Origin of the sequence: Herbaspirillum hiltneri N3 (genome assembly GCF_001267925.1) — a bacterium.
GTDB lineage: Bacteria > Pseudomonadota > Gammaproteobacteria > Burkholderiales > Burkholderiaceae_D > Herbaspirillum > Herbaspirillum hiltneri.
In genome coordinates this window covers 1,721,439-1,744,810 of record NZ_CP011409.1, presented here as the reverse complement: position 1 = coordinate 1,744,810, position 23,372 = coordinate 1,721,439, and the positions used below count along the sequence as shown (strand labels likewise).

Below are 23,372 nucleotides of genomic sequence, written 5' to 3'. Positions count from 1 at the left end.
CCTGCACTACGATTGCCGCAGGCCGAACTCGGCCTGCGGCAGCGCCCACATCACCGCATCCATCACCATCGGCACCGCCTCGGCCTGCACGCACAGGCACAGACACATGCGGCGGGCATGGTCCAGCGGCGACATGCGCATGAAGCAGACGCAATGGCAACTCTGCATCACCACCTCGCGCAGATGCGTGACCTCTTCCCGCGTCACCGTAATGTGCATCAGGCGTTCACGCTGCTTGGGCAGCGTCAGCGTCTTGCGCGGTCCGGGGCGCGCCGGCTCGTTCGGCTGCGGTTCTGCCGGTGCAGCCGGCAGCAAGGAGGGCATGACTTCCGGGAACAGCAAACGCGTGAGCGGGGACGACCGTTTTCTCCAGACCATGGGGGGCATGACGGACCTGCTTTCGTGGCATTGATAACGGGATCAGATTAGTCCGCACCGCGTAAAGAAATCCTAAAAAGAAGCGCGGTCCGGATAAACAAAAAGTAAAAATCCGCACGCTGCGCCGCCGCAACCCGGCGCGTCCCTCCACTCCTGCGTAGGCAGCCCTCTCGTTTTCATGTAGGACAGCGCCGATTCCTGCCAATAACGTGGCATTCACGCCGCAAGCCTGCTTTTGCGCGGCATATACTCCGAATGACATTGTCGGATTCCCGACCATCGCCTTGCAGGACAGTCATGACTACACAAAAAAATCACGTGATTTTCAACACAAGCATCACCGCGACCGCACGGCTCAACCGCCTGCGCTTGTGCGCCGCCGTCGCAGTCATGGCGCTGGCCGGATGCGGCTCTCTGCCACGCATCGTGCCGGACATGGACACGCAATCGGCCAAGGCCATCCAGATCAAGGGCGGACGCGGCATCCTCACTCCCGAGCAAAGCAAGGCCGTGCTCGACAAGTTCAAGGATTCCAAGCAGGACAACCTGATCCTCGAGAAACACCTCGCGGTCGAACAAGCCATTACCGGCTCGCCGCTGGTGGCCGGCAACAAGGTCTCGCTGCTGATCGACGGGCCGGCCACGTATGCCTCGATGTTCGCCGCCATCCGCGAAGCGCGCGACCACATCAACATGGAAACCTACATCTTTGAAGACGACGACGCCGGCAAGCAGTTCGCCGACCTGCTGATCGACCGGCAGAAACATGGCGTCCAGGTCAACCTGATGTACGACAGCGTCGGCACGCTCGGTACGCCGCGCGAATTCTTCCAGCCGCTGATCGACGCCGGCATCCAGGTGCTGGAATTCAATCCGGTCAATCCGGCGCAGGCGCGCAAGGGCTGGGAAGTCAACCAGCGCGATCACCGCAAGTTGCTGATCGTCGACGGCAAGACCGCTTTCGTCGGCGGCATCAACATCAGCAGCGTGTACTCCAGCGGCTCGTTCCGCAAGCGCAAACCCAAGGAAGAAGACAACCCCAACAAGGTGCCGTGGCGCGACACTCAGGTGCGCATGGACGGCCCGGTGGTGGCGGAATTCCAGAAGATGTTCATCGACACCTGGCAGAAGCAGCATGGTCCCGAACTGGCGAAAAAAAACTACTACCCCAAGATCGACAACAAGGGGCCTGAAATCGTGCGTGGCATCGGCAGCGCGCCCGAAGACCCCTACAGCGTGATCTACGCCACCTTCATCTCGGCCATCCAGCACGCCGAATCCAAGGTCTATCTGACCAACGCCTACTTCATCCCCGATCCGCAATTGCGCGAGGCGTTGAAGGATGCCGTCAAGCGCGGCGTCGACGTACGCCTGGTGTTGCCGAGCAAGAGCGATTCGGCGCTGGTGCTCAACGCCTCGCGCTCCTTCTACACCGAGCTGCTCGAAGGCGGCGTCAGGATCTATGAACGCCAGGACGCACTGCTGCATTCCAAGACCGCGATCATCGACGGCGTCTGGTCGACCATCGGCTCGACCAACCTCGACTGGCGCAGCTTCATCTACAACCAGGAAATCAACGCCGTCATCCTCGGGCCGCAATTCGGCGTGCAGATGCAGGCCATGTTCGAGCGCGACCTGGATGCCTCCAAGGAAATCACGCTCGACGCCTGGAAGCATCGTCCCCTCGGCGACCGCCTGAAGGAATTCGGCGCCGGATTGTGGGCGCGCTGGCTGTAACGGCAAAGATCATCAAGGAGAACCAGGAGACCCGCATGCGCTTCCCCATTTCCGAACCATTGCACCAGAGCCTGCGCGCCGTGGTCGCCGCCACCGTGGTGGCGACGCTGCTCGCGGTGTCGTTGGCGGTGTGCGCCTCCGCCCTGGCCGCCGAATCCTCCGGCGGCCCTGCCCTGCAGGAAAAATACCAGGCGCTGCAGCCGCAATTGACGAACAATCAATTTGCGCGTCCGCTGTATCTCAATTCGACCGAAAGCTCATCCAGCATCAAGGGCGACATCTATGCCGTGATCGATTATCCGTTTGCCCAGGTGCGCAACTCGCTGACCACGCCGGCGCACTGGTGCGACGTGCTGATACTGCATCTCAACACCAAATACTGCCGTCCAGGTCCTGGTCAGAATCCCGCCACGCTGAGCATGCGCGTCGGCAAGAAGCACGATCAGGCCATCGACGACGCCTACCGGATCGACTTCAACTACCGCGTGCCGGCCAACGGCGACGACTACTTCGACGTCCGCCTGGCCGCAGACAAGGGACCGATCGACACGCGCGACTATCGCATCCAGCTGGAAGCAGTGCCGCTCGGCGACGGCCGCAGCTTCCTGCATCTGACGTATTCCTACTCGTTCGGCCTGGCCAGCCGCGTGGCGCTGCGCGCCTATCTTGCCACCGCCGGCAGCGACAAGGTCGGATTCACGCAGGATAAGTCCGACAAGAGCGGCTATATCGGCGGCATGCGCGGCACGGTGGAACGCAATACCATGCGCTACTACCTCGCGATTGACGCCTTCCTCAGCGGTCTGGCGGCACCGCCGCAGCAGCAGCTGGAGCAACGCTTGCAAACCTGGTTCAGCGCCACCGAACGCTACCCGCGCCAACTGCATGAGGTCGACAAGAACGAATATCTGGTCATGAAACGCAAGGAATATGCGCGGCAGAACAGGGAGTGACGCGGCAGACAGGCAATGGAAGCAGCGCGTCAGGTCTCCGCCTGTGCACCGCCGAGATACCAGTGCTGCTCGATTTCACTGGCCGTCAGCGGTTGCGAATGCAGATAACCCTGCACCATGTCGCAGCCGGCTGCACGCAGGAAATCGTGCTGCTCCTGCGACTCGACGCCTTCGGCAACCACCTTCAGATGCAGCTTGTGGGCGATGGCGACGATGGCCTCGGTGATGGCGACATCGTCGGCGTCGGCTGGGATGCCCTTGACGAAACTGCGGTCGATCTTGAGCGTATCGAGCGGGTATTGCTTGAGACTGGCCAGCGACGAATAGCCGGTGCCGAAATCATCCACCGAAATCGTCACGCCCAGTTCACGCATGCGCTGGAGCAGCACCACCGCTTCCTGCGGATTCTGCATGATCGCACCTTCGGTGATTTCCAGCTCGAGCATGGCCGACGGCAGGCCGCTCTGATCGAGCGCATTGTCGATCGTGGCAAGCAGGTCGTCCGATGAAAACTGGCGCGGCGACAAATTTACCGCAATGCGCCCGAACTGATAGCCGCGATCCAGCCAGGCCTTGCCTTGGCGGCAGGCTTCGCGCAGCACCCACGCGCCCAGCGGCACGATCAGGCCGGTCTGTTCGGCCAGCGTGATGAACATGCCCGGCGTCACCAGCCCGCGCGTCGGATGACGCCAGCGAATCAGCGCTTCGGCGCCGCAGATGGCGCCGTCCTGCGCCGAAAACTGCGGCTGGTAGTACAGTTCGAATTCCTTGCGTTCGATGGCGTGGCGCAGGCTGTTTTCGAGCAGCATCTGCTCGAGCGCATGATTGCTCATTTCCTTGTTGAACAGCTGGAAGGCGTTCTTGCCGCGATCCTTGGCGTGGTACATCGCGATGTCGGCATTCTTGAGCAGCGTGATGGCGTCTTCACCGTGTTCCGGATAAGCCGCGCTGCCGATGCTGGCGCTGATGAACATCTCGTGGCCGTTGATTGTGAACGGCTGCAGGATGCTGTTGATCAGGCGCTGCGCAATGGCCGCAATCATGGCCTGTGGAGGCGAGCCGCCCAGCACGACGACGAACTCGTCGCCGCCGAAGCGCGCCAGCACGTCGTCCGGGCGCAACTGCTCGCGCAGCCGTTCAGCGGCCGCCACCAGCAATTGATCGCCGGCGTGATGACCGAGCGTGTCGTTGACGGTCTTGAAGCGGTCGAGGTCGACGAAGAACAAGGCCAGCGTCTCACCGGCCGCCTGCGCCGCTTCAATCTGCTGCGCGAAAATCCGCATCAGGCTGCTGCGGTTGCGCAAGCCGGTCAGGCTGTCGTGATCGGCCAGGAAAGCCAGCTTGGTTTCGGCTTCCTTGCGGATGGTGTTGTCGGTAAACACGCCGACGTAATTGCTGATGCCGCCGCGGTTGTCGCGTATGGCGGAGATCGACAGCCAGGCCGGATACCAGCTGCCGTCCTTGCGCCGGTCCTTCATTTCACCCTGCCAGTGGCCGTCGCGCGCCAGCCGCTCCAGCATGCCGCGGTTGATTTCAGCCTGAGCGCCGGGGCCGGTCATCATGCGCGAACGCTTGTCCATCGCTTCTTCGGGACGATAGCCGGTAATCCGCGTGAAAGCGGGATTGACAGCCAGGATGCGAAACTCGGCATCGGTGATCAGGATGCCTTCGCTGGTCGATTCGAAGACCCGGTCGGCCATGCGCGACTGCCATTCGGACTGCACCTGCTTGTTGACGTCGAGCGCGGTTTCGACCAGCGCGGTGCCGCCTTCGTGCGGGCAGACGCTGCCGTGCACTTCGACCCAATGACGGGTGCCGTCGCGACGCAGAATGCGATAGGAATATTGAACGGTGCCGGCGTCGCCCTGCAGGCGCGACTGCATGTTTTCCTGCAGCAGGGACAGGTCTTCCGGCGCCGTCAGACTCGCTACCGGCATGCCGACCAACTCGGCGCCGCGCTGGTAGCCGAGCATGGCGGCCATCTTGTCGTTGGCGTGCAGCACGGTACCGTCATTGCGCAGCACGTACACGCCGACCAGGGACTGCTCTGAGAAATGGCGCAGGTTGCGTTCGAGCTCGGCCGAAGGCGCAGGCATCTCCTGCTGATAGAGGCTGGCATAGGCATGCGTACGCAAGTGCATTGTGTGCGTTGTGTGCGCTGCGTGCGTCCGCGGCGAACGGCGATAGCGCGCCTGAATGGCGACGAACGCATTCGATAGTCGTCTCTGCAAAGCTCTCAAGCTGATTCCCGTATCAGGCCCGCCCCGACCTGTCCCGGTCATGTGGCGTCGCCTGTGTCTCCAATGATTGTTGTTCTGAGCCTCTTTCCTTGGCGGAAAAGGGCCGACCGTTCGTCCCGGTCGATCGCCGCGATCATGACGCGTTGTCTGTTTTACGGTGCACTGATCGCTGAGATAGCAGCGAGCGCCCGGCGCTTTTTTGCGCAAACGTAGATTAGCACGACGGCAACAGCAGAACCTGTTAATAATCCCATCAAATTGATTATTGACAGGCCCTGCCATTGATTCAGCGTGAAAATATCAGGCGCAGCTTACGCCGTGCTTGCGGCATTGCCGTGAATCACTATTCGGCTCGGGCATCCGCAAGAGGAAGCGCCTGCTGCAAATCTTCCAGCGTCAACGCGATGTAAGGCACCAGGCCAGGACGCGCCAAGCGCTTCTTGACGGCTTCGGCAATACGCGCGCGGTGCTCGGTGTAGAGCGCGACGATGTTGTTGCTGGTCAGCCCGCCGATGGAAATCAGCGCGGCTCGGCTCACGAAACCGGGCAGCATCGTGCCGTTGTTGCGGATGATGAAGGTCACGCGGTCGTCGCCGGTATCCCTGGGGCTTTCAAGCAAAAACTGTTTCGACATTGCGGCTTCAATGAGGCGTTGCAGAGGGTCAGCATCCTACCATGACGCGCCCTTCATGGCAGCAGCGGCATGCGCAAATGCCACCGCCCGTGCAGCTTAATCCTGCGCCCGATTCAGTACCTGCTGCACGACGTCGGGCAACTCGTCCAGATAATCCTGCGACTTCGGCAGGACATGGGCAATGCCGCAACGCAGCGCCTCGCCGAAATGCGCCTCGTCTGAAAAACCGCTGCACATCACTGCTGGAATCTTCACGCCCTCTTCGCGCAACTCGTTGTAAAAATCGAGACCGCTCATGTTTTCGTCGAGCTGATAGTCGATCACCAGCAGATCGAAGGCGCCATCGCGCAACAAGCTGCGCGCCTGCGCGATGCTGCCGGCGCTGCCGACCTTGAAGCCGCGCTTTTCCAGACGGCGACGCGCCAGCATGCGCAGGCCTTCATCGTCTTCGATGATCAGAATGGAGGGTTCCGATGCAGTCATGCAACACCGCGCCCTACCGGGGGCACCTTGATGATTTGCAGGAAGAACCCGAGGCGGCGCACCGCTTCGATGAAGGCTTCGTACTCCACCGGCTTGGTGATGTAGAGATTGCAGCCGTAGTCATAGCAGCGTTCGATCTCGCGCGGATCGTCGGTGGTGGTCAGCATGATGATAGGAATGGCTGCAGTGGATTCGTTTTCCTTGAGGCGCTTCAAGACGTCGACACCGCTCACGCGGGGCATGTTCACATCCAGCAGCACCACCAGCGATTCGAATCTTTCCCTGGCAGGCACGCCCTCGCCGTTGAAAAAATAATCAAGCGCTTCCTGGCCGTCCTTGAGACGCAGGAAGCCGTTGGACAAACCCGCGCGGCGCAGATTTTTTTCCACCAGCAAGGCGTGGCCATCGTCGTCTTCGACCAGCAATATCCCTACTTCGTCTTTGTCAGCCATGAGTCTGTTCTCCTTGAGCCAATTGGGTTGCGGGCTGCACCGGTCGCACCGGTAGCGAGGTATAAAAGGTGGTGCCGGCGCCTTCGACGGATTCGACCCAGATCTTGCCGCCATGGCGCAGTACGATGCGCTTGATCAGCGCCAGGCCGACGCCTTCGCCTTGGGCGACATCCGCGTGAAGACGGTGGAAGGCGGAAAACATCTTGCTGAGATAGTCGGCCGGAATGCCTAGGCCGTTGTCGCGCACGTAGTAGATGCGAAAATCGGGCTGGCCAGGATCCGGCGGCAGCACGCCGATTTCGACCGTACCGGGGCGCTTGGGATCGAGGTAATTGACTGCATTGCCGATCAGGTTGCCGAAGATCTGTTCGATCGCGGTCGGGTCGCCGTAGCACGGCGGCAGCGGCTGCGACACCACCAATGCCTGGCGCTCGCGGATGGTGTTGCTCATGGCGTCGATGACGCGCGCGACGATCTCGTCGACGTTGGTCTCTTGCGCCTGGTACTCGACGCGCCCCACGCGCGACAGCCGCAACATGGCGTCGATGATCGCTGCCGAACGCGTTACCGCAGTGCGGATGAAGCGCAGCGACACTTCGACGTCTTCCTCGATGATGTCGCGGATGCGCTGCTTGTCCCCGTCGTTGAGATCGCTGGCGTTGATGGTGTCGTGCAGCTCGCCGACAGAATGATGCAGTTCCTTGCTGAACCCCTGCAGGTTGACCAGCGGCGAGCGCAGGTCATGCGACACGCTGTAGATGAACATTTCGTTGTCCTGCGTCTGGCGCTGCAGATCTTCATTCACGGCGGTCAGCTCGCGTGCGTGACGCTCGAGTTCTTCACGGTAGGCCCGTGCGTCGTCCTCGGCCTGGCGCAGGCGCGCGCTGGCCTCGTGCAGCACTTTGTCGAGCTCGGTGATTTCATCGTTGCCGCCTACGCGCTGGGCCAGCACCCCGCCTTCGGTCAGCTTGAGCGCATTGCCGGTCAGCACGGCCAGACGACCACCGACGTCACGGCTGAAAATCCGTGCAGCCAGTGCGGCGGCGAGTATTGCGCCGAGCAAGGCGATCACCAGAGCGACGTTCTGCATCAATCGCGCCTCGGACACGGCTTTCAGTCGCTGCTCATCCAGGTTTTCTTCCACCTTGATGAACTCGACCAGTTGCCGCTGAATCACCTGAATCAGCCGCAGCGCCTTGGGATCGCGCAAGGCCGCCACCAGCTCATCGCGCTTGCCGTTCTTGAGAAGTTCGGTCTGGATGTCAATCCACTGGCGGTATTCCCGCACGGAGGCGCCGATCTCCTCCACACGCCGGCGTTGTTCGGTGTTGTCGCCGACCAGCGCGCGCAGTTCGCCGATTTCCTTGTCGAGGCTGTCCCACAGATCGTTCTTCTCAAGCCCGGACGGATCATTAAGAATGATGGCGGCGCGCAGCCGCGCCGATTGCAGCAGCACGGGCTCGCGCACTTCTCCCGCCTGGATGATGACGTCCTTGGTGTGCAGGGCCCAGACTTCGGCCCGCGTAGCGTTCTCCTGGCTCTTGTACAGGATCCCCAGCAAGCCAAGCTCGAACATGCCGGGAATCGCAACCAGCAGCAGGCCTTTTCTGAATAGCTTCATAAACGGCTTCTCTCTCCGGAAAAACACGTCAGCAACAATCGATACATCCCCTCGGCACAGTGATCTGCGCCGTACTGTTTTGCTCTTGCTTTTTTGCTATTCGTCTATTCTTGTTGTTTGCTTCCCGCAGCGATGCGCATGCGCGACCGGTGTCGGGTGCCGCGTGTTGACGTTATCAAAAGTTACGTTGATGTCAACAAAATTATCCATTGGCAATCGTCTCACAAACGATTTCAAATCGCCATGATTTTTTAGAGGCGCGACAGGGTATTGACGCCGGTGCGGGCGCAGCCGGCGGATGAATTTTTTCGATGCGTTGTTTAATTCGCAATTACATAAAAAAAATGACAACATCGAAACGACTTAGTGACCCCGCATGGTTTTGTCGTTCTTGTAGCGTTCGTGCCATGACAGGGCTTCGGGGAGCAGATGCGGCGTGTGGCCTCCGGCCCGGCAAGCGCGGGCGAAATAGTCGCGCAGCGCCGGGCGATAGTCGGGATGGGCGCAATGCTCGATGATCAGCGGAGCCCTTTCGCGCGGCGCCAGTCCGCGCAGATCAGCCAGGCCGAACTCCGTGACCAGCACGTCGACGTCGTGCTCGGTGTGATCGACATGCGACACCATAGGTACCACGCTGGAAATGTCGCCGCTCTTGGCCGCCGCCTTGGTGACGAAAATCGACAACTGCCCGTTGCGCGCGAAGTCGCCCGAACCACCGATGCCGTTCATCATGTGGGTGCCGCCGACATGCGTCGAATTGACGTTGCCATAGAGATCGAATTCGAGCGCGGTGTTGAGCGCGATGATGCCGAGCCGGCGCACCAGCTCGGGATGATTGCTGATCTCTTGGGGGCGTAGCACGATGCGCGAGCGATAGTGGTCGAGATTGCGCATGAACTTCTCGTTCATGGCCGGCGACAACGTGATCGACGACGCCGAGGCGAAGCGCAACTGGCCCGAATCGAGCAACTCGATCGCGCTATCCTGCAACACTTCGGAAAACATCGTGAGGTTACGGAACGAGGACTGCGTCAATCCGTGCAGCACGGCATTGGCGATGGTGCCGATGCCGGCCTGCAGCGGCGCCAGCTCCTCGCCCATGCGGCCGGCCGCGACCTCGGCCTCCAGGAAACGAATCACATGGCCGGCGATGGCCTTGGTCTCGTCATCGGGCGGCAATACGCTGGACGGACTGTCTGGCATGTCGGTGACGACAATGGCGGCAATGCGCGCCGGATCGAACGGAATGGCGCGCGTGCCGATGCGCTGCTCAGGACTGGTCAGCGGTATCGGCTGACGCCCCGGCCGCCCTTGCGGCAAATAAATGTCGTGCAATCCGGCCAGCGCCATCGGCACGCTGGCGTTGAGTTCGATGACGATCATCCCGGCTTGCTCGACGAAACTGGCGGAATTCCCCACCGACATGGTCGGGATGATGCCTTCGCTGGTGATCGCCGCCGCTTCGATTACCGCAATATCGATCGCTCCCGGCGTACCGTTGCGCAACTGCTCGGCGGTTTCCGACAAATGCTGGTCGATGAACATGACCTCGCCGGCGTTGATCTTGCGCCGCAATGTACCGTCAACCTGGAACGGCATGCGCCGCGCCAGCAAGCCCGCCTCCGCCATCAGGCCGTCACTGTCGTTACCCAGCGAGGCGCCGGTGATCACCGTGAAGCGCAGCGCTTCGCTGCGGGCGCGCTCGGCCAGCGCACGCGGTATCGCCTTGGCGTCGCCGGCGCGCGTGAAGCCGCTCATGCCGATGATCATGCCGGTGCGGAACAGGCTGGCGGCGTCGCCGGCGGACATGACTTTGCCGGCCAGCGCCGGCGGAATACGTTCGGAATACATCTGGTTCTCCTGCTCGATTTTGGAAAGACAGAATGGATTTCTGCCATCTTTTTTTCACGAGTATAGAATCGGCTAACCATGCGCCGTATGATTTAAACTCTCTTCAATCAGTCGTTTTTTGCATAATTTGGACCATCATCATGGACATCCGCGCCCTGCGTTACTTCTCGGAAACCGTCCGGCTCAACAGCTTCAGTCGAGCCGCCGACGCCCTGCATGTCACGCAGTCGACGGTCAGCAAGATGGTGCGCCAGCTCGAAGACGAGATCGGCACGCCGCTGCTGATCCGCGCCGGACGCAGCCTGCAGCTGACCGATACCGGTCGCGTCGTGTACGAGCAGGCACAGCAGATCCTGGCGGGCGTCCAGCGCCTCAACACCGAAATCCACAACACCCGCAACCTGCGTCAGGGTCACCTGGAGATCGGTATCCCGCCGATGGTGAACATTCTCTGCACACCGGTGCTGAAGGCCTTCCGTGAACGCCATCCCGAAATCGCCATCACGCTGCTGGAAGACACCGGCCCGCAAATCGAGCAGCGCGTCGCCGCCGGCACCCTGGAAATCGGCATGACGGTGCTGCCCGTCGCGCCCGAGCTGGAACTCGAAATGACGCCGGTGGCGGCCTATCCGATCTGGGCCGTGGCGCAGGCCGGCCGCTTCCAGAAAAATCGCAGCACGCTGCCGTGCAAGGCGCTCAAGGACATGCCGCTGGTGTTGCTCAATAACGAGTTCGGCCTGACACGCACCTTGCGCAACATGTTCCGCGATACCGGCATCGCGCCCGAAGTGGCGGCCCAGAGCGGCCAATGGGATTGGCTGGTGGCCATGGCGCTGGCCGGCATGGGCGTGGCCCTGTTGCCGGAACCCTTTATCCACCGGCTCGCCTCCGATCAATTGCAATCCGTGCGGCTGGTGGAACCGGAGGTGCAGTGGCAGGTGGCTTACGTCACACGCGGCGGTTATCTGTCGCATGCGGCGCGCGCCTGGCTGACGCTGAGCAGCGAACTGTTCGCCGGCGGACCGCCTGTGACGGGCAAGAAAGTCGCCAGAAGCGAGTGAATTTTCATGAATATTCCGACTGCATTCGTCGAAATTAAGTCATACCGGCAATAGCGGCGTTTTCTATACTGGCAGGCATCCCCATTCATTGCTCCAGCCCATCCCCAGAATGCCGCCGCTCTCCTCCTTCGCCACGCCGCGAATGTCGCGCACATCCCTCACCTTGCTCACGTCGCCTCTGGCCACGCGCGTGCGCCGCTGGTCGGTCAACTTCCCGATGCGCCACGCCAGCCTGTCGGAGGGACTGCGTGCGGCCCTGGCGGCGGGAACCATGCTGCTGGTGGGTGAGTGGCTGCACAATCCGCTTTTTTCGTGGGCCGCCATCGGCGCCTTTCTGACTTGCCTGGCCGACAGCGCCGGCTCCAATCGCGCGCGCCTGGCATCGATGGGCGGCTTCGCACTGGCATCGGCGCTGGGCGGCATCTTCGCCGCCACACTGAGCGGCATGGGCATGTCGGCCGGCTTGCTGGCCATCATGGCCTGCGCCGGCATTGCCGGCTTTGCGCGCATCTACGGCGCCGCTACCGGGCTGGTGCTGATACTGGCGGCCGGGGTGTCGGCGATCCTGGCGGACTTCCCGGTGACGCTGCTGCCGCTGCAGCACAGCCATGTCGTGATCTATTTTTCCGGTTGCGCCTGGGCCACGCTGCTGGGCCTGAGTGTGTGGCGCATCCATCCGTTTGCCCCTGCGCGCCAGGCGGTTGCACGCGTCTACGGCGCGCTGGCCGAACTGGCCGACATCGGCGGCAGCAACGATAGTTCCGGCGTGCGCGAGGAAGCCGCCGCCCAGACCCGCCGCCATATCCGCGCCGACATTGCCGCCGCCCGTGCGACCCTGGCTGCGATCCCGGCCGACCGCAGCGACGCCAGCAAGCTCTACGAGAACATCCTGATCAAACTGGCGCGCGCCGACGCGCTGCTCGACTGCATCACGGCGCTCTGCGATCTGCGCCTGCCGCTCTTTCGTTCCCAGGATGCCCGCTCGCGCCGGCGCATCGCCCGCATCCTGAACGCCATGGCACTATTGCTGCGCACCATACAAAGCGGTGTGGCAACAACGCCCGGCAAGCGCAACCTCGCGCATAGCGACGCGGAAGATGCGCGCGCCATGCTGCGGCTACGCCAGCTGACCGGCCGTGCGCCGTCGCAGGTGGCGCAACTGCTGAAATTGCGCGACCTGCATGACGTAGATGGCCTGATGGTGCTGGCTGACTGGAAACAGGCGGCGCGCCCAAGCCTGCCGCAGAGCTCACTGCGCCAAGATGCACTTGATGCACTGCGCATGGCTGCCGCGCACCTGCGCAGCGGTTCTGCTGAAGTAAGGCACGGCCTGCGCTGTGCGGTCGCGGCCGGGGTCACTTACCTGATCGTGCACCTGCTGCAGCTGCCGTTCGGTTATTGGGCAACCATGGCGACCATGCTGGTGATGCAACCCTCGGTTGCCGACAGCTGGTCGCGCAGCATGGAGCGCGCCATCGGCAGCATCGTCGGCGGCATGCTGGCGGTGGTGCTCTGCCTGTTCATCCATTCGCCGCTTGCGCTGGCCTTGCTGGTGTTTCCGATGGCGGCGCTGGCGATGGGTCTGCGGCCGGTCAGCTACGGCTTGTATTCACTGTTCCTGACACCGGTGTTCGTGCTGGTGGCCGACGTCGCGACCGAACCGCAACTGCAGCTAAGTAACGCGCTGCTGCGCGCCGGCAACAACGTCATCGGCGCCGTGGTCGCGATTGTCGCCACCTACCTGCTATGGCCCCAGCGCCGCCAGGCCAACCTGCATCGCAACCTGTCGCACATGATCCTGACCAACCTGGCTTACCTGCGCGGTGCGCTGCAGCTGCATCCGCACGCTGCGCAAATGCACGCCTACCGGCGCGAAGCCTGCGTGGTCAATATCGAGAGCGGCCTGCTGCTGCAACGGCTGCTGCGCGAAGGCGGCGTCGATGCACGCCAGATCCACAACGCCCGCACCTGCGTCGCGCTGGCACGCCGGCTGGCGTGTGCGGCCACGCATATCTGGCTGGAAGAGAGAGCATCGGCAAGCGCGGCGGAACGGCAGGCGCGCGTCGAATTCGACAACTGGTTGCGGACGATGGAAGATCTGTTTGAGCGCCGTGTCACCGCTGCCGTACCCTGTGCGGCCCTGCTGCAGCAACGCCCCCTGGTGCATGACCTGGCGCGTGCGGATGCGGTGGAGACGGTATGCCTGCTGGCGGCGGCCATGTATCCGGAGTTGTCGCCGGCCGGCAAGACTTGATTGCAGCTGCTCCGGCAGCTGCGATGGCCTATTGACCCGATTGTTCGCGCAACTGCGCCAACACGTCGCGCGTCGGCGGCAACGCTTGCGCTGCAATACCCACCATCGAACTCCATTCCACCCAGTCGCGGCCGACACGGTCGCACAGCGCGCTCACGTGATCGATCTCGCCGTTGAGCGGTGCGCCGGCATCGAGCAAGGCCTGCAAGGCCGGTACGCGTGCGTTTTCAGGCGCCACGCAATAATCGGCGATGGCGCCGGCGACATGCAGCATCTGCGCCAGCCGTAACTGGCGCGACTCATCGTCAAGCCCCGACTGCGACGGCGCCTTGTGATGCAGCACCGCTTCGCAGAACAGGCGCGGGATGCTCCAGTCCTGCATCATGGAGGCGGCAAGGTCGAGATGGGTATAACCGAAGGCCGCTTGTTCGGCGTCGCGCAGTTTCGCGTCACTGCTGTCATCGTCCGTGACGCTCGCCAGCGCGCCGGCATATTCCGCCGGACGCGCCGCCGCCAGGCCAAGGCTGCCGATATTGGCCAGCAGGCCGCTGGCGAACATTTCGGTCGGCGGCGCCTCGCCGTAGTATTCGGCCAGCGCTTGAGCAGCGCAGGCCATGGCGACCGTGCGCGCCCAGAACGTGGCGTAGTCGAATCCGGCGCAGTTGCTGTCGCGGCGTTCGGTGGTCAACGAAATCGCCAGCGCCAGCTGGCGCACCGCATCCAGTCCGATCATCAGCAACACGTCCTTGCTGATGGCGACGATGGGACGCCCCTTGTTGACCGAGGCGCCATTACCGATCTTGATGATGCGGCCGCCCAGCACCGGATCGGCCTGGATCTGCGTGACCAGATCGACCAGGGAAACATCCTCTTGGCGGCACATGCGCATGATGTTGAGACGAACGCCGCTCGGCGACGGCAGCGCGTCGTCCTGTTTCAGCGCTTCGAAATCGGTGGGGTCGATGAAATTGGGCATGGAGTCGAAGTATTCACGTGGCAACTATTCAGAGCGCAGAATGAAATGAGCCCTGTTCTTTATATCGCAGCTTGGATAGCTTCGATGGTATCAGTTGCCGCCGCCTTCGCGCCAGCGATCTTCATGCCTGGGCCGATGCTTCCGCTGTTCCTCCGTGGCCGCGATGCAGCGACGCGCACCACAGTACCCCGCTCACCAGGCAGACGATCGCCAGCACTTCCAGCCGCGTCGGCCAGCGTTGTTCCCACAGGAAACCGTACAGCAGCGCAAACAGCGTCTCGAAGATGATCATCTGCCCGGTCAGCGTCAGCGGCAAGAGACGGCTGGCGCGATTCCAGAAGGCATTCCCCACCACCGAGGCGAAAATCGCCACGGCCGCCGCCACTGCCCAGAAGCGCAGCCAATCGCTGCCGTCATGCCCGTTCGTGCCGTGCGAGAACGCCGGTACTACCAGCAGCAAGGCCAGCGCACCGGTGACGATGCCGGTCAGCAACGACCAGTCGTGCGATGAGATGTCGGGCCGGCGCGCCAGCCAGCGGCTGTTGCGCACCGAATAGACCGACCACGACGCCAGTGCGCCGAACGCGCACAGCAAGCCGGCCGCGCGTGTGGCCAGATCCGTCGTGGCGTGCTCCGCCGACAGCGCCTGCACGCCGACCAGGCCGACCCCGAGCAGGCACAGCGCCAGCGGCGCCATCAGCGACGACAACTTGAGCGCTCCCTCGTCGCGCGCCCCCGCCAGCGTCACCACCACCGGCAGCAGGCCGATGATCAGCGAGGTCGACGCGCCGCCCGCCCATTGCACGGCGCTGGCGAGGAAGAGGTAATACAGGATGTTGCCGAGCAGGCTCAGATACGCCAGCGCCAGCCATTCGGCGCGGCCGAGCCGTCCCGCCAGGGCGCGCCAGCGTGGCGCCAGCAGCATCATGGCGACGACGCCGTAAGCGAGATAGCGCGCCGCCGACAATTGCAATGCGCTGAAACTGCCGAGCACCTGCGGCGCCAGGAACACCAGCCCCCAGAACGCCCCCGCCGCGATACCGTTGCCGACACCGGCCGAGATATTGCTTTTCATGTTCCGCCTTGTTCGATTCACTGCCAGGCAGGATAGGCAAAGCGGCGGCGCGCGTCTTGACTGCGGCTCTTCAAAATTGGGCTGAGGCTATTGCAATTGGAAACTATCGATGCTCGCGGCGATATGCGGCAGGCGTCATGCCGGTGGTGCGGCGCATGGCGCGCGTCAAGGCGCTCTGGTCGGAATAGCCGGCACGCAACGCCAGTTCCGCCACCGGCACATCCGAGCCGGCCAGCGCATCCTGCACAAAACGCAGGCGCACGTCCGACAACCACTCCTGCGGCGTGCGGCCGAGTTCGCTCTTGAACAAGGCATGCAGGCGGCTCACGCTGAGGTTCGCCACACGCGCCATCCGCGCTGCAGTCCAGGCTTGTCCCGGCGCGGCGTCGATGCGCAGCAGCAAGCCGTGCAAGCGCGATTGCCGTTGCGGCATCGCGGTCAATGCTTCCAGCAACAGCGGCGTGCAATGACGCACCACCGATTCCGGCAGCACCAGTCCGGCGGTGCCGCTGCGGCTCAGGTCGAGGCTCAGATCGATAAACTCGGCCAGCCGCCGCACCGCGGCAGGAACCGGCAGGAAGGTCTGGCGGCGCAGGCGTTCGGCGGCATCGGCGCCGATGTCGGACAGCTTGCAATCGAGGATCAGGAACCGATTCGGACCTTGCGCCGACTGCGCGTGGCTGATGTCGGGCGCAACAAAGGCCGCACGGGTGACGTCGAGCATATTGCCGCGGCCGTCGACTTCAATTTCCATCTCGCCCAGCATCGGCAGGACGATCTGCACATGGTCGTGGCTATGCAACGGGCCATCAGCGCCATAGGTGCGAAAACTCAGATGTTGCGGGGTGTTCATGGCGTCATTTTACGCCAGCGGCATACCGGCTTCCGGGCTGCCGTACTGAAGCGGCGACTATGCACGACTGAGCGCGACTGAGCGTGACCGCGGGGTGTGACAATTTGACGCAAGCGCAGCGCCGCGAATTTTTTTATACTTCGGTTTCCCGCATTCCATCGCCATCATGTCAAACCACAGCAAAGACCCCAGCCACTCCGGCTTCAGCCTGTCGAACCTGCAAGTCATGCTGCTCCTGCTCGCCGCCGGCATACTCCTGATCGGGGTGACCTTCGTCTTTGCCAAAGACATAGGCCGGATTCCGGTGTCGCTGTGGGATATCTGTACCACCCCGGCGGAACCGGCCACCGCGCCGCGGTCTTCCGGTTCCGGTTCCGTGTCAGTCTCCCCTTCGCGCAACTGACTGCTCGTCAGGAGTGCTCAAGCCCCGATGCCCGCGGGCAAATCCGGCGCCAGCGTGAAATAAAAGGTTGTGCCGACACCGATCGTCGATTCAGCCCATATCTTCCCGCCATGCTTGGTGACGATGCGCTCCACGATGGCAAGGCCGACGCCCGTCCCTTCAAATTCCTGGCTGCTGTGAAGACGCTGGAAGACGCCAAACAATTTGTGGGCGTACGCCATGTCAAAGCCCACGCCGTTGTCTTTCACGAAGTAGACCGGCGGGGTGCTTTCCTTATAGCCGATGGTGATGATGGAAATGTCTCTTGTCCGGGAATATTTGATCGCGTTTTCAATCAGGTTCCACCACACCTGGCGCAGGATCTTCCCCTCGGCCAGGGCGGCAGGCAGCGGAACGATGTCGAACCGGATATGGCGTTGTGGATTCGCCGACTTGAAATCCTGAACAATTTCACCAACCAGCAAATCGGAATTCACGCTTTCCATACTCAGGGGCTGCTGCCCCATCTTCGAGAACGCCAGCAGATCCTCCACCAGGGAAATCATCTTGCCGCTGCTTTTTCTGATGATGGAAACGAAGCGTCGCCCCTCGTCATCGAGCACGCCGGCATATTCGTCATCCAGGATCCGTGCGAACTCGCCGACGACCCGCAAGGGGCTCCGCAAGTCGTGAGAAACCGAATAGCCGAATGACTCCAGATCACGATTCAATATCTCCAGCTCGGCCGTTTTACGCCGCTGCTGTTCATGCATGCTGACCAGTTTCGCATACAGATTGCTGTTCTCAAGCAACAGCATGCCCAGAACGAAGCTGGCCGCCAGCAGCCCGTAAAGGCGGCCGGCATAGAAACCGAGATCGAATCTCTTGGCATTGAATATCGTTGACAGGCCGACGTCGAACAGCCAGGCGCAGACCACCACCAGTAGCCATAAATCCAGCACCGAAAAAGATCGCCTGCGCCAAAGCAGCAAGAGTGCCGTCAAGGACAGGCCGCCGATGCAAAACACGGTGACGGTCAGTGCAGGAGTGTATTTTCCCTCGGATAAAAGCACGGGCAGATAATCGTGGCCCGCCGTCCCCAGATACGCCAAAGCGCATACCAGAAAAAATACGCCGCCAAGGCCCAGGGCGATGAAACGGCCGGTCGGAAGCACGTTCTCCCGATTCTTGAGCAAAGCATAGGCAATGACGAACAGCGGGAATCCTGCGTGCCAGAACATGTACAGCCACACCGTGGTCTGCGACCCTCCGCTGAGCAATCCCGACGGCGAAAACAAACCCGGAAACGACAGCGCATGCGTGGCCGTCATCAGCGCCGTAAAGGTATAAGCCAATGCCAGCACCAGAATCGCCCTGGAGCGCAAGATGACGAATTGCCCGAACAGCAGCAATGAGGTAATGGCATCGTTGATGCAGAGCGCCGACGCGTAGATGGGAATGAAAGCGTCCACTTTCGCCAACGGCGTCTTGGCAAACGGAATGCAGACGACAAAGAAAACCGCTGACAGGGCAATGAGCACCGTCGCCAGCTTGCGTTCACTGGCGCTCGCCGGCATCGTGGGCAGGAACAAGGAGATTTTTTCTGATTGTGTTTGCGTCATATGCTTTGCGAATCTCGTCGATTGAAAGCCCAACACGTCGAATTTCAGAATGATTCTACCCTGATGGAGTGACGAGATTCACGTAATCGAAGTTCACAGCCTTTGGTTGCGGCATTTGGTCGCGCCAAGGCATCGGAAAGATGTGTTTTTGAAAACATCCTGCCGCGTAGACAGCGCATGTCGCCTTTGCTGGCGACATGCGTGGGTATCGAAGGGGTTCTTCCAGTGCTTAGTTGAGAACCAGAAGCAGTTCGTCCAGACGTTCCAGGGTCGAGGCCAAACCCTCTTTCAGTCCCATGTTGATGACTTGCTGGAGCGCCTCGGGCGACGAATAAGAGACGACTGTCTCCACCAGGGTATGCGCCTTGGCATCCGAGAAACTGACGTTCCATTTGGACCTGGGCAATGCCGGATTCACTGCGCCGGTGCTGTCGCTGAAACCGTCGAGCGAGGTGTAATTGTCGATGGGGTGAATGGTCAGATAGTCCACCCGGCCCCAGTACTCCTGGCCGTTCGGCTCCACCATCGCGTAGTGCCAGTGCCCGCCTTCGCGGAAATCCATGGACTTGGTTTTCGTGGTCAGCGGTTTGGGTGCAAACCAGCGGTCGAGCAGTTCGCTCTTCGTGTGGCAGTCCCAGACTAGCTGGCGTTTTCCGGCGAATTCTCGTTTGATCGTGATGGTGCTTTTTTCCTGGTCGACCACAAAGTCAAATTGAAGCTCAGTTTTCATCTTCTTCACCTTTCAAAGTAATCAGTAAATTGTCGAGATTTGCGTATCGGCCTTCCCAGGCCGCGCGTTGTTCATCAAACCACTTTTGGGCAGCGATCAGGTTGGCGCGCTTCAGTTTGCAGGTGCGCACTCGCCCTGCTTTTTCCGAGGCGATAAGACCGCTGCTTTCAAGAACCTTGATGTGCTTCAGGAACGAGGGCAACCCCAGGCCGAACGGTTCCGCCAGTTCCTTTATCGACGCCGGGCCGCTGCCCAGCCTGGCGATCACCGATCGCCTGGTAGGGTCGGCCAGTGCGTGGAATACGTTGTTGAGTGAGGCTGAATAGTTTTCCATATGGCGAACTATATCACCATAGTTCGCCATATGGAAAACTATTTGAAAAGGATGGTGCGGAATGGATTGACAGAGAAAAACAGGCTGGCGGACAACGATGTCCGCCAGCCTGGTTCAGAGAAATGCACCGGTTGGGTCCAGGGCAAGGAAAGCATGCGGGAGCACCGCCCTTCTTCCATTTTCAATAAATCAATTATTGGAAAATGAAAGCATTGCGCTGTATGAAATGCGAGAAAGTCGTCGGGATCACATTGAATTCCTGATGAGTCTCCAGGTGCACCGCTGCCTTTGGATTGCGCAGCCGTTCGGTGGCTTGCTCGAACAAAGCGTCCGCAAAATACGCAGGTACGCCGGCGGCCAGCATTTCCTGGCGGCGTTCTTCCGGCGTGATCGCGACGTAGTTGACGGGCCGGCCTGCGACTTTGGAAATCAGCCCGGCGATCTGGCTCATGGTCAGCGCTTCCGGCCCGGTCATCAGATGACGCCTGCCGTCCTGCCACGGCGCCTGCAATACGGCGGTGCTGATTCTGGCGATATCCAGGACATCGATGGGCGCGAGCGTGATATCCCCCGCGGCCAGGCGCAGCTCGCCGCTTTCCTTGATGGTCCTGGCCTCGCGCAGATACACCTGCATGAAACCGCAGGGCTGCAGATGCGTCCAGCGCAAACCCGATCGTTCAAGATAGCGCTCTGCCTGCGCATGCATTTCCGTAAATCGGAATCTGGAGCGATCGAATCCCGTTTCGTTACCCGAGAATTTCACGACATGCTCCACGCCGGCGCGCTTGCAGGCGTCGATGAAACTGCATTGCGTCTCCAGCATGCGAGCGTCGCCCGATGAAATGAGCAAGGCCTTGGCGACGCCTTCAAGCGCCGGCCCCAAGGTCTCGGGCCGGGACATGTCGCCTTCGACGATGTCAACATGGCCTGGAAGAAGAGAAACCGCTTTCGACCGATTTCGCACCAGTGCACGAAACGGCACTCGCTGCGCCGCCAACTCTCTGACGATGTGCGCGCCGCTCAATCCGGCGGCGCCGGTGACCAGAATCATGCGTTCTCTCCCTTGCCCGCCTTGCCCGGCTTCTTCCAGGGATCGGTCGCAATGAAACTGGCACGGGCGGAATGCAGATTCACGTAATGCGCGAGATTGGGCGCGGCATCAATCGCATGCGCCCCCTCCGGAAACAGGCGCACGGCGGCCAATGTCGAAAGAAGGAGAGCGTCTGCGAAGGTAAAGCGCGCGGCGGCGAGGAAGTTTTTCCTGGCCAATGCCTGGTCGAGCAATTTGATCTGCGCCTTCAGCGTGGGCAGCGGCGCCTCAACGGCAGCGCGATCGACCGTTCCATCCGCCGTCTTGGGAAAGAGATTCGCAAAAACATACTGCCTGATCAATACCGGATCCATCGCCGTCATGACGATCGATACCCACTGCTCCGCCTCCGCCGCATCGGGACTTGTGGGCATCATCGGCGTTTCCGGATAAAGGCAATCGAGGTAGGCCACGATCGCCCGCGACTCTCCCAGTGTCACCTGGCCGTGACGCAGGCCGGGGACTTTGCCCAGCGGATGGATTGCATTGGCCTCGTCGGAGTGCGGACGGACGGGGAAATGATCGTAGTCGAGCGCTTTCTCCTCGCAGACCATTCTGACCGCACGCGTAAAGTTGCTTTCGGGGATGCCGTAGATTTCAACCCTGTTCTGATTCATTCGACTGCGCTCCTTCCATGTTTTGATAAAAGAGGACGCAGCGCCGATCGCAATGGCGGCGTCCTCACTTTCTTAAGACGAAGAGCAGCAGGGAAAGGATGCGCCGGATGCGCGAAATATAGATATCAAGAATCAGGGACTAGGGATCAGGGGACTTTGGCCGTCACGGCGCGCATGTCGTCAAAGCCGATCGGCACCGAGGTATGTTCGTGAACGATAAGCCAGTCATTGCCCTCCCTCGCCAGCGCCACGCTCAGCCGGTTTTGTATGGAGCGCAGCGTGCGGCCGGCGGGAGAGACGGCGGCATAAGTGACGATCGCACCGGCGATCGCCAGATCCGCTCCAGCGGTCACCTGAACGTCCTCCAGGGTCACTGCGACGGCTTCTTCCCCGAGGGAGGAAAACCACTTTCCGATCACCTCGCGCCAGGCGTTCTTGCCTTCGTACGACCACGCTTCCCACGTGTCGAAAATGCGCACGTTCTCGCTGTACAGGCGCAGGAACCCTTCCAGGTCCTTGGCAAAAACCGTTGATCTGTAACGTTCAAGAACGCGATGAATTTGCATTTCAGGATGGCTCATCAAGTTTTCTCCGACAGGTTGGCAGGGCTCATCCCGGCACACTCGGCAACATAGCGCGCATGCCGGAAATCTCGTATCCGGACGACCTGGCCGTCCTTCCATTCGACGATCACAAAATAGGATGGCGGTGCTTCCGGCCTGGCCGGATCAAGCACAAGCAGGGCCGGCCGGCCGTCGACCAGCCCCGGGATCAAGCGCCAGTCGCCAATGCCGGCGTAGTTGCTGAAGTATTGCGATACCTCCTTGCGCCCGCTCCTGCGGGTGCGGCTGACGAGTTCAAGGGCGACGTCGTCGGCCAGCATGTTGCGCACGGCGTCGAAGTCATGGGCGTTGAAACAATCGGCGTATCGCGCCAGGCGACGCAGCTCGGCATCATCCAGCGACGGCGGTTCGCCGGGACTGGCCGCCAGCTCGCGCAGACGCACGCGGCCACGATGCAAGGCGGCCTTGACCGCAGGCACGGTCAATCCGGTGATGTCGCGCATTTCCTGCAAGGAATAGCCCAGCACGTCCATCAGGATCACGGCGCCGCGCTGAGCGACCGGAAGATGCATGAAGGTTCGCAAAGCCGCGGTCGCGGCATGCCTGGATACCGCAGATGCCGATTCGTCCACGATCATTTCCGGCTCCTCTTCAGAATGAACTGCTTGCTGCCGCCGCCGGCGGCGCAGGAAATCCGTCGCGGCGTTGTGGGCGATACGGAAGAGCCAGCTTTCCGTATTGTCGATCGGATCGCGCCCGAACGCTTCGACCGCCTTGATGAGGGTTTCCTGGACGATATCCTCGCCGTCGACGGCGGAGCCTGCCATTCGCGCGCAATAGCGATGAAGCCTGGGGCGCAGCTCTCCCAGCCTCTGCTCGAACAAAAGCCGTGCCTCTTGCTGGTCTGGCATGAAATTACTCCGTGAAAGCGCCTGGTTGCCTGAAATCGAACTGGTCCGGCCGGGGATGGAGCCGGGTCTCTGATGATGAGACGTTTCGGCAGCCGGAAAGGATTCGCTCCGTGATCCGGACTGCGACATTTTGCCGCTGACCCGAATGTGGAAATCAGTGGATAATGAGAAGCATTATTAACTGACTCTATCGGCTTCCGCATTGCCGTACGGACACCGGGCAGCTCATGATCTCCCCTACAGCTACAGCCACCGCCACCGCAGCAATTGCCCGCAACACCCTCGCCGATCTTACCAAAGGCGAGCAGGCGTGCATCCGCTTCCTCCCTCCTTCGCAGGACCCCGAACTATCCGCACTGCGCGAGCGGCTGGAAGAACTCGGTTTCCTGCCCGGGGAAATCGTGCGCGTGGTGGCGCTGTCATTTCCGGCCGGCGATCCGATCGCGGTGCGCATCGGCAACACCACTTTCGCATTGCGGCGGCATGAAGCCGAACTGATCCACATCGACCGGCTGGCCTGATTTCCTTCGCATTCTAAAATATCCAGAACACCCA

Annotated in this window: 23 protein-coding genes; 6 read left to right on the top strand and 17 right to left on the bottom strand. The window is 61.4% G+C overall.

The window, feature by feature from the left end:
• Positions 1-6: 6 nt before the first annotated feature.
• Positions 7-324, bottom strand: coding sequence for a hypothetical protein (locus F506_RS07835; protein WP_158443120.1), 318 nt, complete (start codon positions 322-324; stop codon positions 7-9).
• 444 nt (positions 325-768) lie between these two features.
• On the opposite strand from F506_RS07835, the gene cls reads away from it, so the two are divergent.
• Entirely contained in the window at positions 769-2,115 is a 1,347-nt protein-coding gene (gene cls, locus F506_RS07830; protein WP_235471515.1) for a cardiolipin synthase, read from the top strand.
• Positions 2,116-2,150: 35 nt separating this feature from the next.
• A complete protein-coding gene (locus tag F506_RS07825; RefSeq protein ID WP_235471426.1) occupies positions 2,151-3,068 on the top strand; it encodes a hypothetical protein in 918 nt (305 codons plus the stop codon).
• Between the two features lie 29 nt (positions 3,069-3,097).
• Here the strand turns inward: F506_RS07825 and F506_RS07820 are convergent, their stop codons facing one another.
• From F506_RS07820 to F506_RS07795, 6 genes are all read right to left on the bottom strand, one after another.
• Positions 3,098-5,164 (bottom strand): bifunctional diguanylate cyclase/phosphodiesterase, encoded by a 2,067-nt coding sequence (locus F506_RS07820; RefSeq protein WP_053201366.1) that lies wholly within the window; start codon positions 5,162-5,164, stop codon positions 3,098-3,100.
• 487 nt (positions 5,165-5,651) lie between these two features.
• Entirely contained in the window at positions 5,652-5,942 is a 291-nt protein-coding gene (locus F506_RS07815; RefSeq protein ID WP_053196374.1) for a DUF1488 family protein, read from the bottom strand.
• 96 nt (positions 5,943-6,038) lie between these two features.
• On the bottom strand, positions 6,039-6,425 hold the full coding sequence (locus F506_RS07810; RefSeq protein WP_053196373.1) for a response regulator: 387 nt from the start codon (positions 6,423-6,425) through the stop codon (positions 6,039-6,041).
• A complete protein-coding gene (locus tag F506_RS07805) occupies positions 6,422-6,877 on the bottom strand; it encodes a response regulator (RefSeq protein ID WP_053196371.1) in 456 nt (151 codons plus the stop codon). Before F506_RS07805 ends, F506_RS07810 begins: the two co-directional genes overlap by 4 nt.
• A complete protein-coding gene (locus tag F506_RS07800; RefSeq protein WP_053196368.1) occupies positions 6,870-8,498 on the bottom strand; it encodes a sensor histidine kinase in 1,629 nt (542 codons plus the stop codon). The genes F506_RS07805 and F506_RS07800 overlap by 8 nt, the downstream gene beginning before the upstream one ends.
• A 363-nt stretch (positions 8,499-8,861) precedes the next feature.
• On the bottom strand, positions 8,862-10,349 hold the full coding sequence (locus F506_RS07795; protein WP_053196367.1) for a succinate CoA transferase: 1,488 nt from the start codon (positions 10,347-10,349) through the stop codon (positions 8,862-8,864).
• A 140-nt stretch (positions 10,350-10,489) separates the two neighbouring features.
• Between F506_RS07795 and F506_RS07790 the strand changes: the two genes are divergently transcribed.
• Together F506_RS07790 and F506_RS07785 are read left to right on the top strand one after the other, a co-directional pair.
• The gene (locus tag F506_RS07790; RefSeq protein ID WP_053196365.1) at positions 10,490-11,410 is read left to right on the top strand and encodes a LysR family transcriptional regulator; all 921 of its coding nucleotides are present in this window, start codon (positions 10,490-10,492) and stop codon (positions 11,408-11,410) included.
• A gap of 142 nt (positions 11,411-11,552) precedes the next feature.
• A complete protein-coding gene (locus F506_RS07785; RefSeq protein WP_235471425.1) occupies positions 11,553-13,664 on the top strand; it encodes an FUSC family protein in 2,112 nt (703 codons plus the stop codon).
• Positions 13,665-13,692: 28 nt separating this feature from the next.
• Here F506_RS07785 and F506_RS07780 read toward each other — a convergent pair whose 3' ends face one another.
• From F506_RS07780 to F506_RS07770, 3 genes are all read right to left on the bottom strand, one after another.
• A complete protein-coding gene (locus F506_RS07780; RefSeq protein ID WP_053196361.1) occupies positions 13,693-14,640 on the bottom strand; it encodes an HDOD domain-containing protein in 948 nt (315 codons plus the stop codon).
• 121 nt (positions 14,641-14,761) lie between these two features.
• A complete protein-coding gene (locus tag F506_RS07775) occupies positions 14,762-15,715 on the bottom strand; it encodes a DMT family transporter (RefSeq protein WP_053196360.1) in 954 nt (317 codons plus the stop codon).
• Between the two features lie 103 nt (positions 15,716-15,818).
• Entirely contained in the window at positions 15,819-16,568 is a 750-nt protein-coding gene (locus tag F506_RS07770; RefSeq protein ID WP_053196358.1) for a helix-turn-helix transcriptional regulator, read from the bottom strand.
• A 166-nt stretch (positions 16,569-16,734) separates the two neighbouring features.
• Between F506_RS07770 and F506_RS07765 the strand changes: the two genes are divergently transcribed.
• A complete protein-coding gene (locus F506_RS07765; RefSeq protein ID WP_053196357.1) occupies positions 16,735-16,971 on the top strand; it encodes a hypothetical protein in 237 nt (78 codons plus the stop codon).
• 17 nt (positions 16,972-16,988) lie between these two features.
• Here F506_RS07765 and F506_RS07760 read toward each other — a convergent pair whose 3' ends face one another.
• From F506_RS07760 to F506_RS07730, 7 genes are all read right to left on the bottom strand, one after another.
• Positions 16,989-18,572, bottom strand: coding sequence for an MASE4 domain-containing protein (locus F506_RS07760; protein ID WP_053196355.1), 1,584 nt, complete (start codon positions 18,570-18,572; stop codon positions 16,989-16,991).
• Between the two features lie 229 nt (positions 18,573-18,801).
• Positions 18,802-19,302: an SRPBCC family protein gene (locus F506_RS07755; protein ID WP_053196353.1), complete on the bottom strand. Its 501-nt coding sequence runs from the start codon at positions 19,300-19,302 to the stop codon at positions 18,802-18,804.
• Complete coding sequence (locus F506_RS07750) at positions 19,292-19,636, bottom strand: ArsR/SmtB family transcription factor (protein WP_053196351.1); 345 nt, start codon at positions 19,634-19,636, stop codon at positions 19,292-19,294. Before F506_RS07750 ends, F506_RS07755 begins: the two co-directional genes overlap by 11 nt.
• Before the next feature lie 193 nt (positions 19,637-19,829).
• Positions 19,830-20,687 (bottom strand): SDR family oxidoreductase, encoded by an 858-nt coding sequence (locus tag F506_RS07745; protein ID WP_053196349.1) that lies wholly within the window; start codon positions 20,685-20,687, stop codon positions 19,830-19,832.
• Positions 20,684-21,343 (bottom strand): glutathione S-transferase family protein, encoded by a 660-nt coding sequence (locus tag F506_RS07740; protein ID WP_053196347.1) that lies wholly within the window; start codon positions 21,341-21,343, stop codon positions 20,684-20,686. Before F506_RS07740 ends, F506_RS07745 begins: the two co-directional genes overlap by 4 nt.
• Before the next feature lie 146 nt (positions 21,344-21,489).
• Positions 21,490-21,924 carry a YybH family protein gene (locus tag F506_RS07735; protein ID WP_053196345.1) on the bottom strand — a complete coding sequence of 145 codons (435 nt, stop codon included), beginning with the start codon at positions 21,922-21,924 and terminating at the stop codon, positions 21,490-21,492.
• The gene (locus tag F506_RS07730; protein WP_053196342.1) at positions 21,924-22,817 is read right to left on the bottom strand and encodes a sigma-70 family RNA polymerase sigma factor; all 894 of its coding nucleotides are present in this window, start codon (positions 22,815-22,817) and stop codon (positions 21,924-21,926) included. Before F506_RS07730 ends, F506_RS07735 begins: the two co-directional genes overlap by 1 nt.
• 227 nt (positions 22,818-23,044) lie before the next feature.
• On the opposite strand from F506_RS07730, the gene F506_RS07725 reads away from it, so the two are divergent.
• Positions 23,045-23,338, top strand: coding sequence for a FeoA family protein (locus F506_RS07725; RefSeq protein ID WP_053196340.1), 294 nt, complete (start codon positions 23,045-23,047; stop codon positions 23,336-23,338).
• Positions 23,339-23,372 lie beyond the last annotated feature (34 nt).

Excerpts from the sequence above, each read along its gene's own strand:
- F506_RS07835 (WP_158443120.1), bottom strand. The coding sequence starts at position 324 with ATGCCCTCCTTGCTGCCGGCTGCACCGGCAGAACCGCAGCCGAACGAG.
- cls (WP_235471515.1), top strand. The coding sequence starts at position 769 with ATGGCGCTGGCCGGATGCGGCTCTCTGCCACGCATCGTGCCGGACATG.
- F506_RS07825 (WP_235471426.1), top strand. The coding sequence starts at position 2,151 with ATGCGCTTCCCCATTTCCGAACCATTGCACCAGAGCCTGCGCGCCGTG.
- F506_RS07820 (WP_053201366.1), bottom strand. The coding sequence starts at position 5,164 with ATGCCTGCGCCTTCGGCCGAGCTCGAACGCAACCTGCGCCATTTCTCA.
- F506_RS07815 (WP_053196374.1), bottom strand. The coding sequence starts at position 5,942 with ATGTCGAAACAGTTTTTGCTTGAAAGCCCCAGGGATACCGGCGACGAC.
- F506_RS07810 (WP_053196373.1), bottom strand. The coding sequence starts at position 6,425 with ATGACTGCATCGGAACCCTCCATTCTGATCATCGAAGACGATGAAGGC.
- F506_RS07805 (WP_053196371.1), bottom strand. The coding sequence starts at position 6,877 with ATGGCTGACAAAGACGAAGTAGGGATATTGCTGGTCGAAGACGACGAT.
- F506_RS07800 (WP_053196368.1), bottom strand. The coding sequence starts at position 8,498 with ATGAAGCTATTCAGAAAAGGCCTGCTGCTGGTTGCGATTCCCGGCATG.
- F506_RS07795 (WP_053196367.1), bottom strand. The coding sequence starts at position 10,349 with ATGTATTCCGAACGTATTCCGCCGGCGCTGGCCGGCAAAGTCATGTCC.
- F506_RS07790 (WP_053196365.1), top strand. The coding sequence starts at position 10,490 with ATGGACATCCGCGCCCTGCGTTACTTCTCGGAAACCGTCCGGCTCAAC.
- F506_RS07785 (WP_235471425.1), top strand. The coding sequence starts at position 11,553 with ATGTCGCGCACATCCCTCACCTTGCTCACGTCGCCTCTGGCCACGCGC.
- F506_RS07780 (WP_053196361.1), bottom strand. The coding sequence starts at position 14,640 with ATGCCCAATTTCATCGACCCCACCGATTTCGAAGCGCTGAAACAGGAC.
- F506_RS07775 (WP_053196360.1), bottom strand. The coding sequence starts at position 15,715 with ATGAAAAGCAATATCTCGGCCGGTGTCGGCAACGGTATCGCGGCGGGG.
- F506_RS07770 (WP_053196358.1), bottom strand. The coding sequence starts at position 16,568 with ATGAACACCCCGCAACATCTGAGTTTTCGCACCTATGGCGCTGATGGC.
- F506_RS07765 (WP_053196357.1), top strand. The coding sequence starts at position 16,735 with ATGTCAAACCACAGCAAAGACCCCAGCCACTCCGGCTTCAGCCTGTCG.
- F506_RS07760 (WP_053196355.1), bottom strand. The coding sequence starts at position 18,572 with ATGACGCAAACACAATCAGAAAAAATCTCCTTGTTCCTGCCCACGATG.
- F506_RS07755 (WP_053196353.1), bottom strand. The coding sequence starts at position 19,302 with ATGAAAACTGAGCTTCAATTTGACTTTGTGGTCGACCAGGAAAAAAGC.
- F506_RS07750 (WP_053196351.1), bottom strand. The coding sequence starts at position 19,636 with ATGGAAAACTATTCAGCCTCACTCAACAACGTATTCCACGCACTGGCC.
- F506_RS07745 (WP_053196349.1), bottom strand. The coding sequence starts at position 20,687 with ATGATTCTGGTCACCGGCGCCGCCGGATTGAGCGGCGCGCACATCGTC.
- F506_RS07740 (WP_053196347.1), bottom strand. The coding sequence starts at position 21,343 with ATGAATCAGAACAGGGTTGAAATCTACGGCATCCCCGAAAGCAACTTT.
- F506_RS07735 (WP_053196345.1), bottom strand. The coding sequence starts at position 21,924 with ATGAGCCATCCTGAAATGCAAATTCATCGCGTTCTTGAACGTTACAGA.
- F506_RS07730 (WP_053196342.1), bottom strand. The coding sequence starts at position 22,817 with ATGCCAGACCAGCAAGAGGCACGGCTTTTGTTCGAGCAGAGGCTGGGA.
- F506_RS07725 (WP_053196340.1), top strand. The coding sequence starts at position 23,045 with ATGATCTCCCCTACAGCTACAGCCACCGCCACCGCAGCAATTGCCCGC.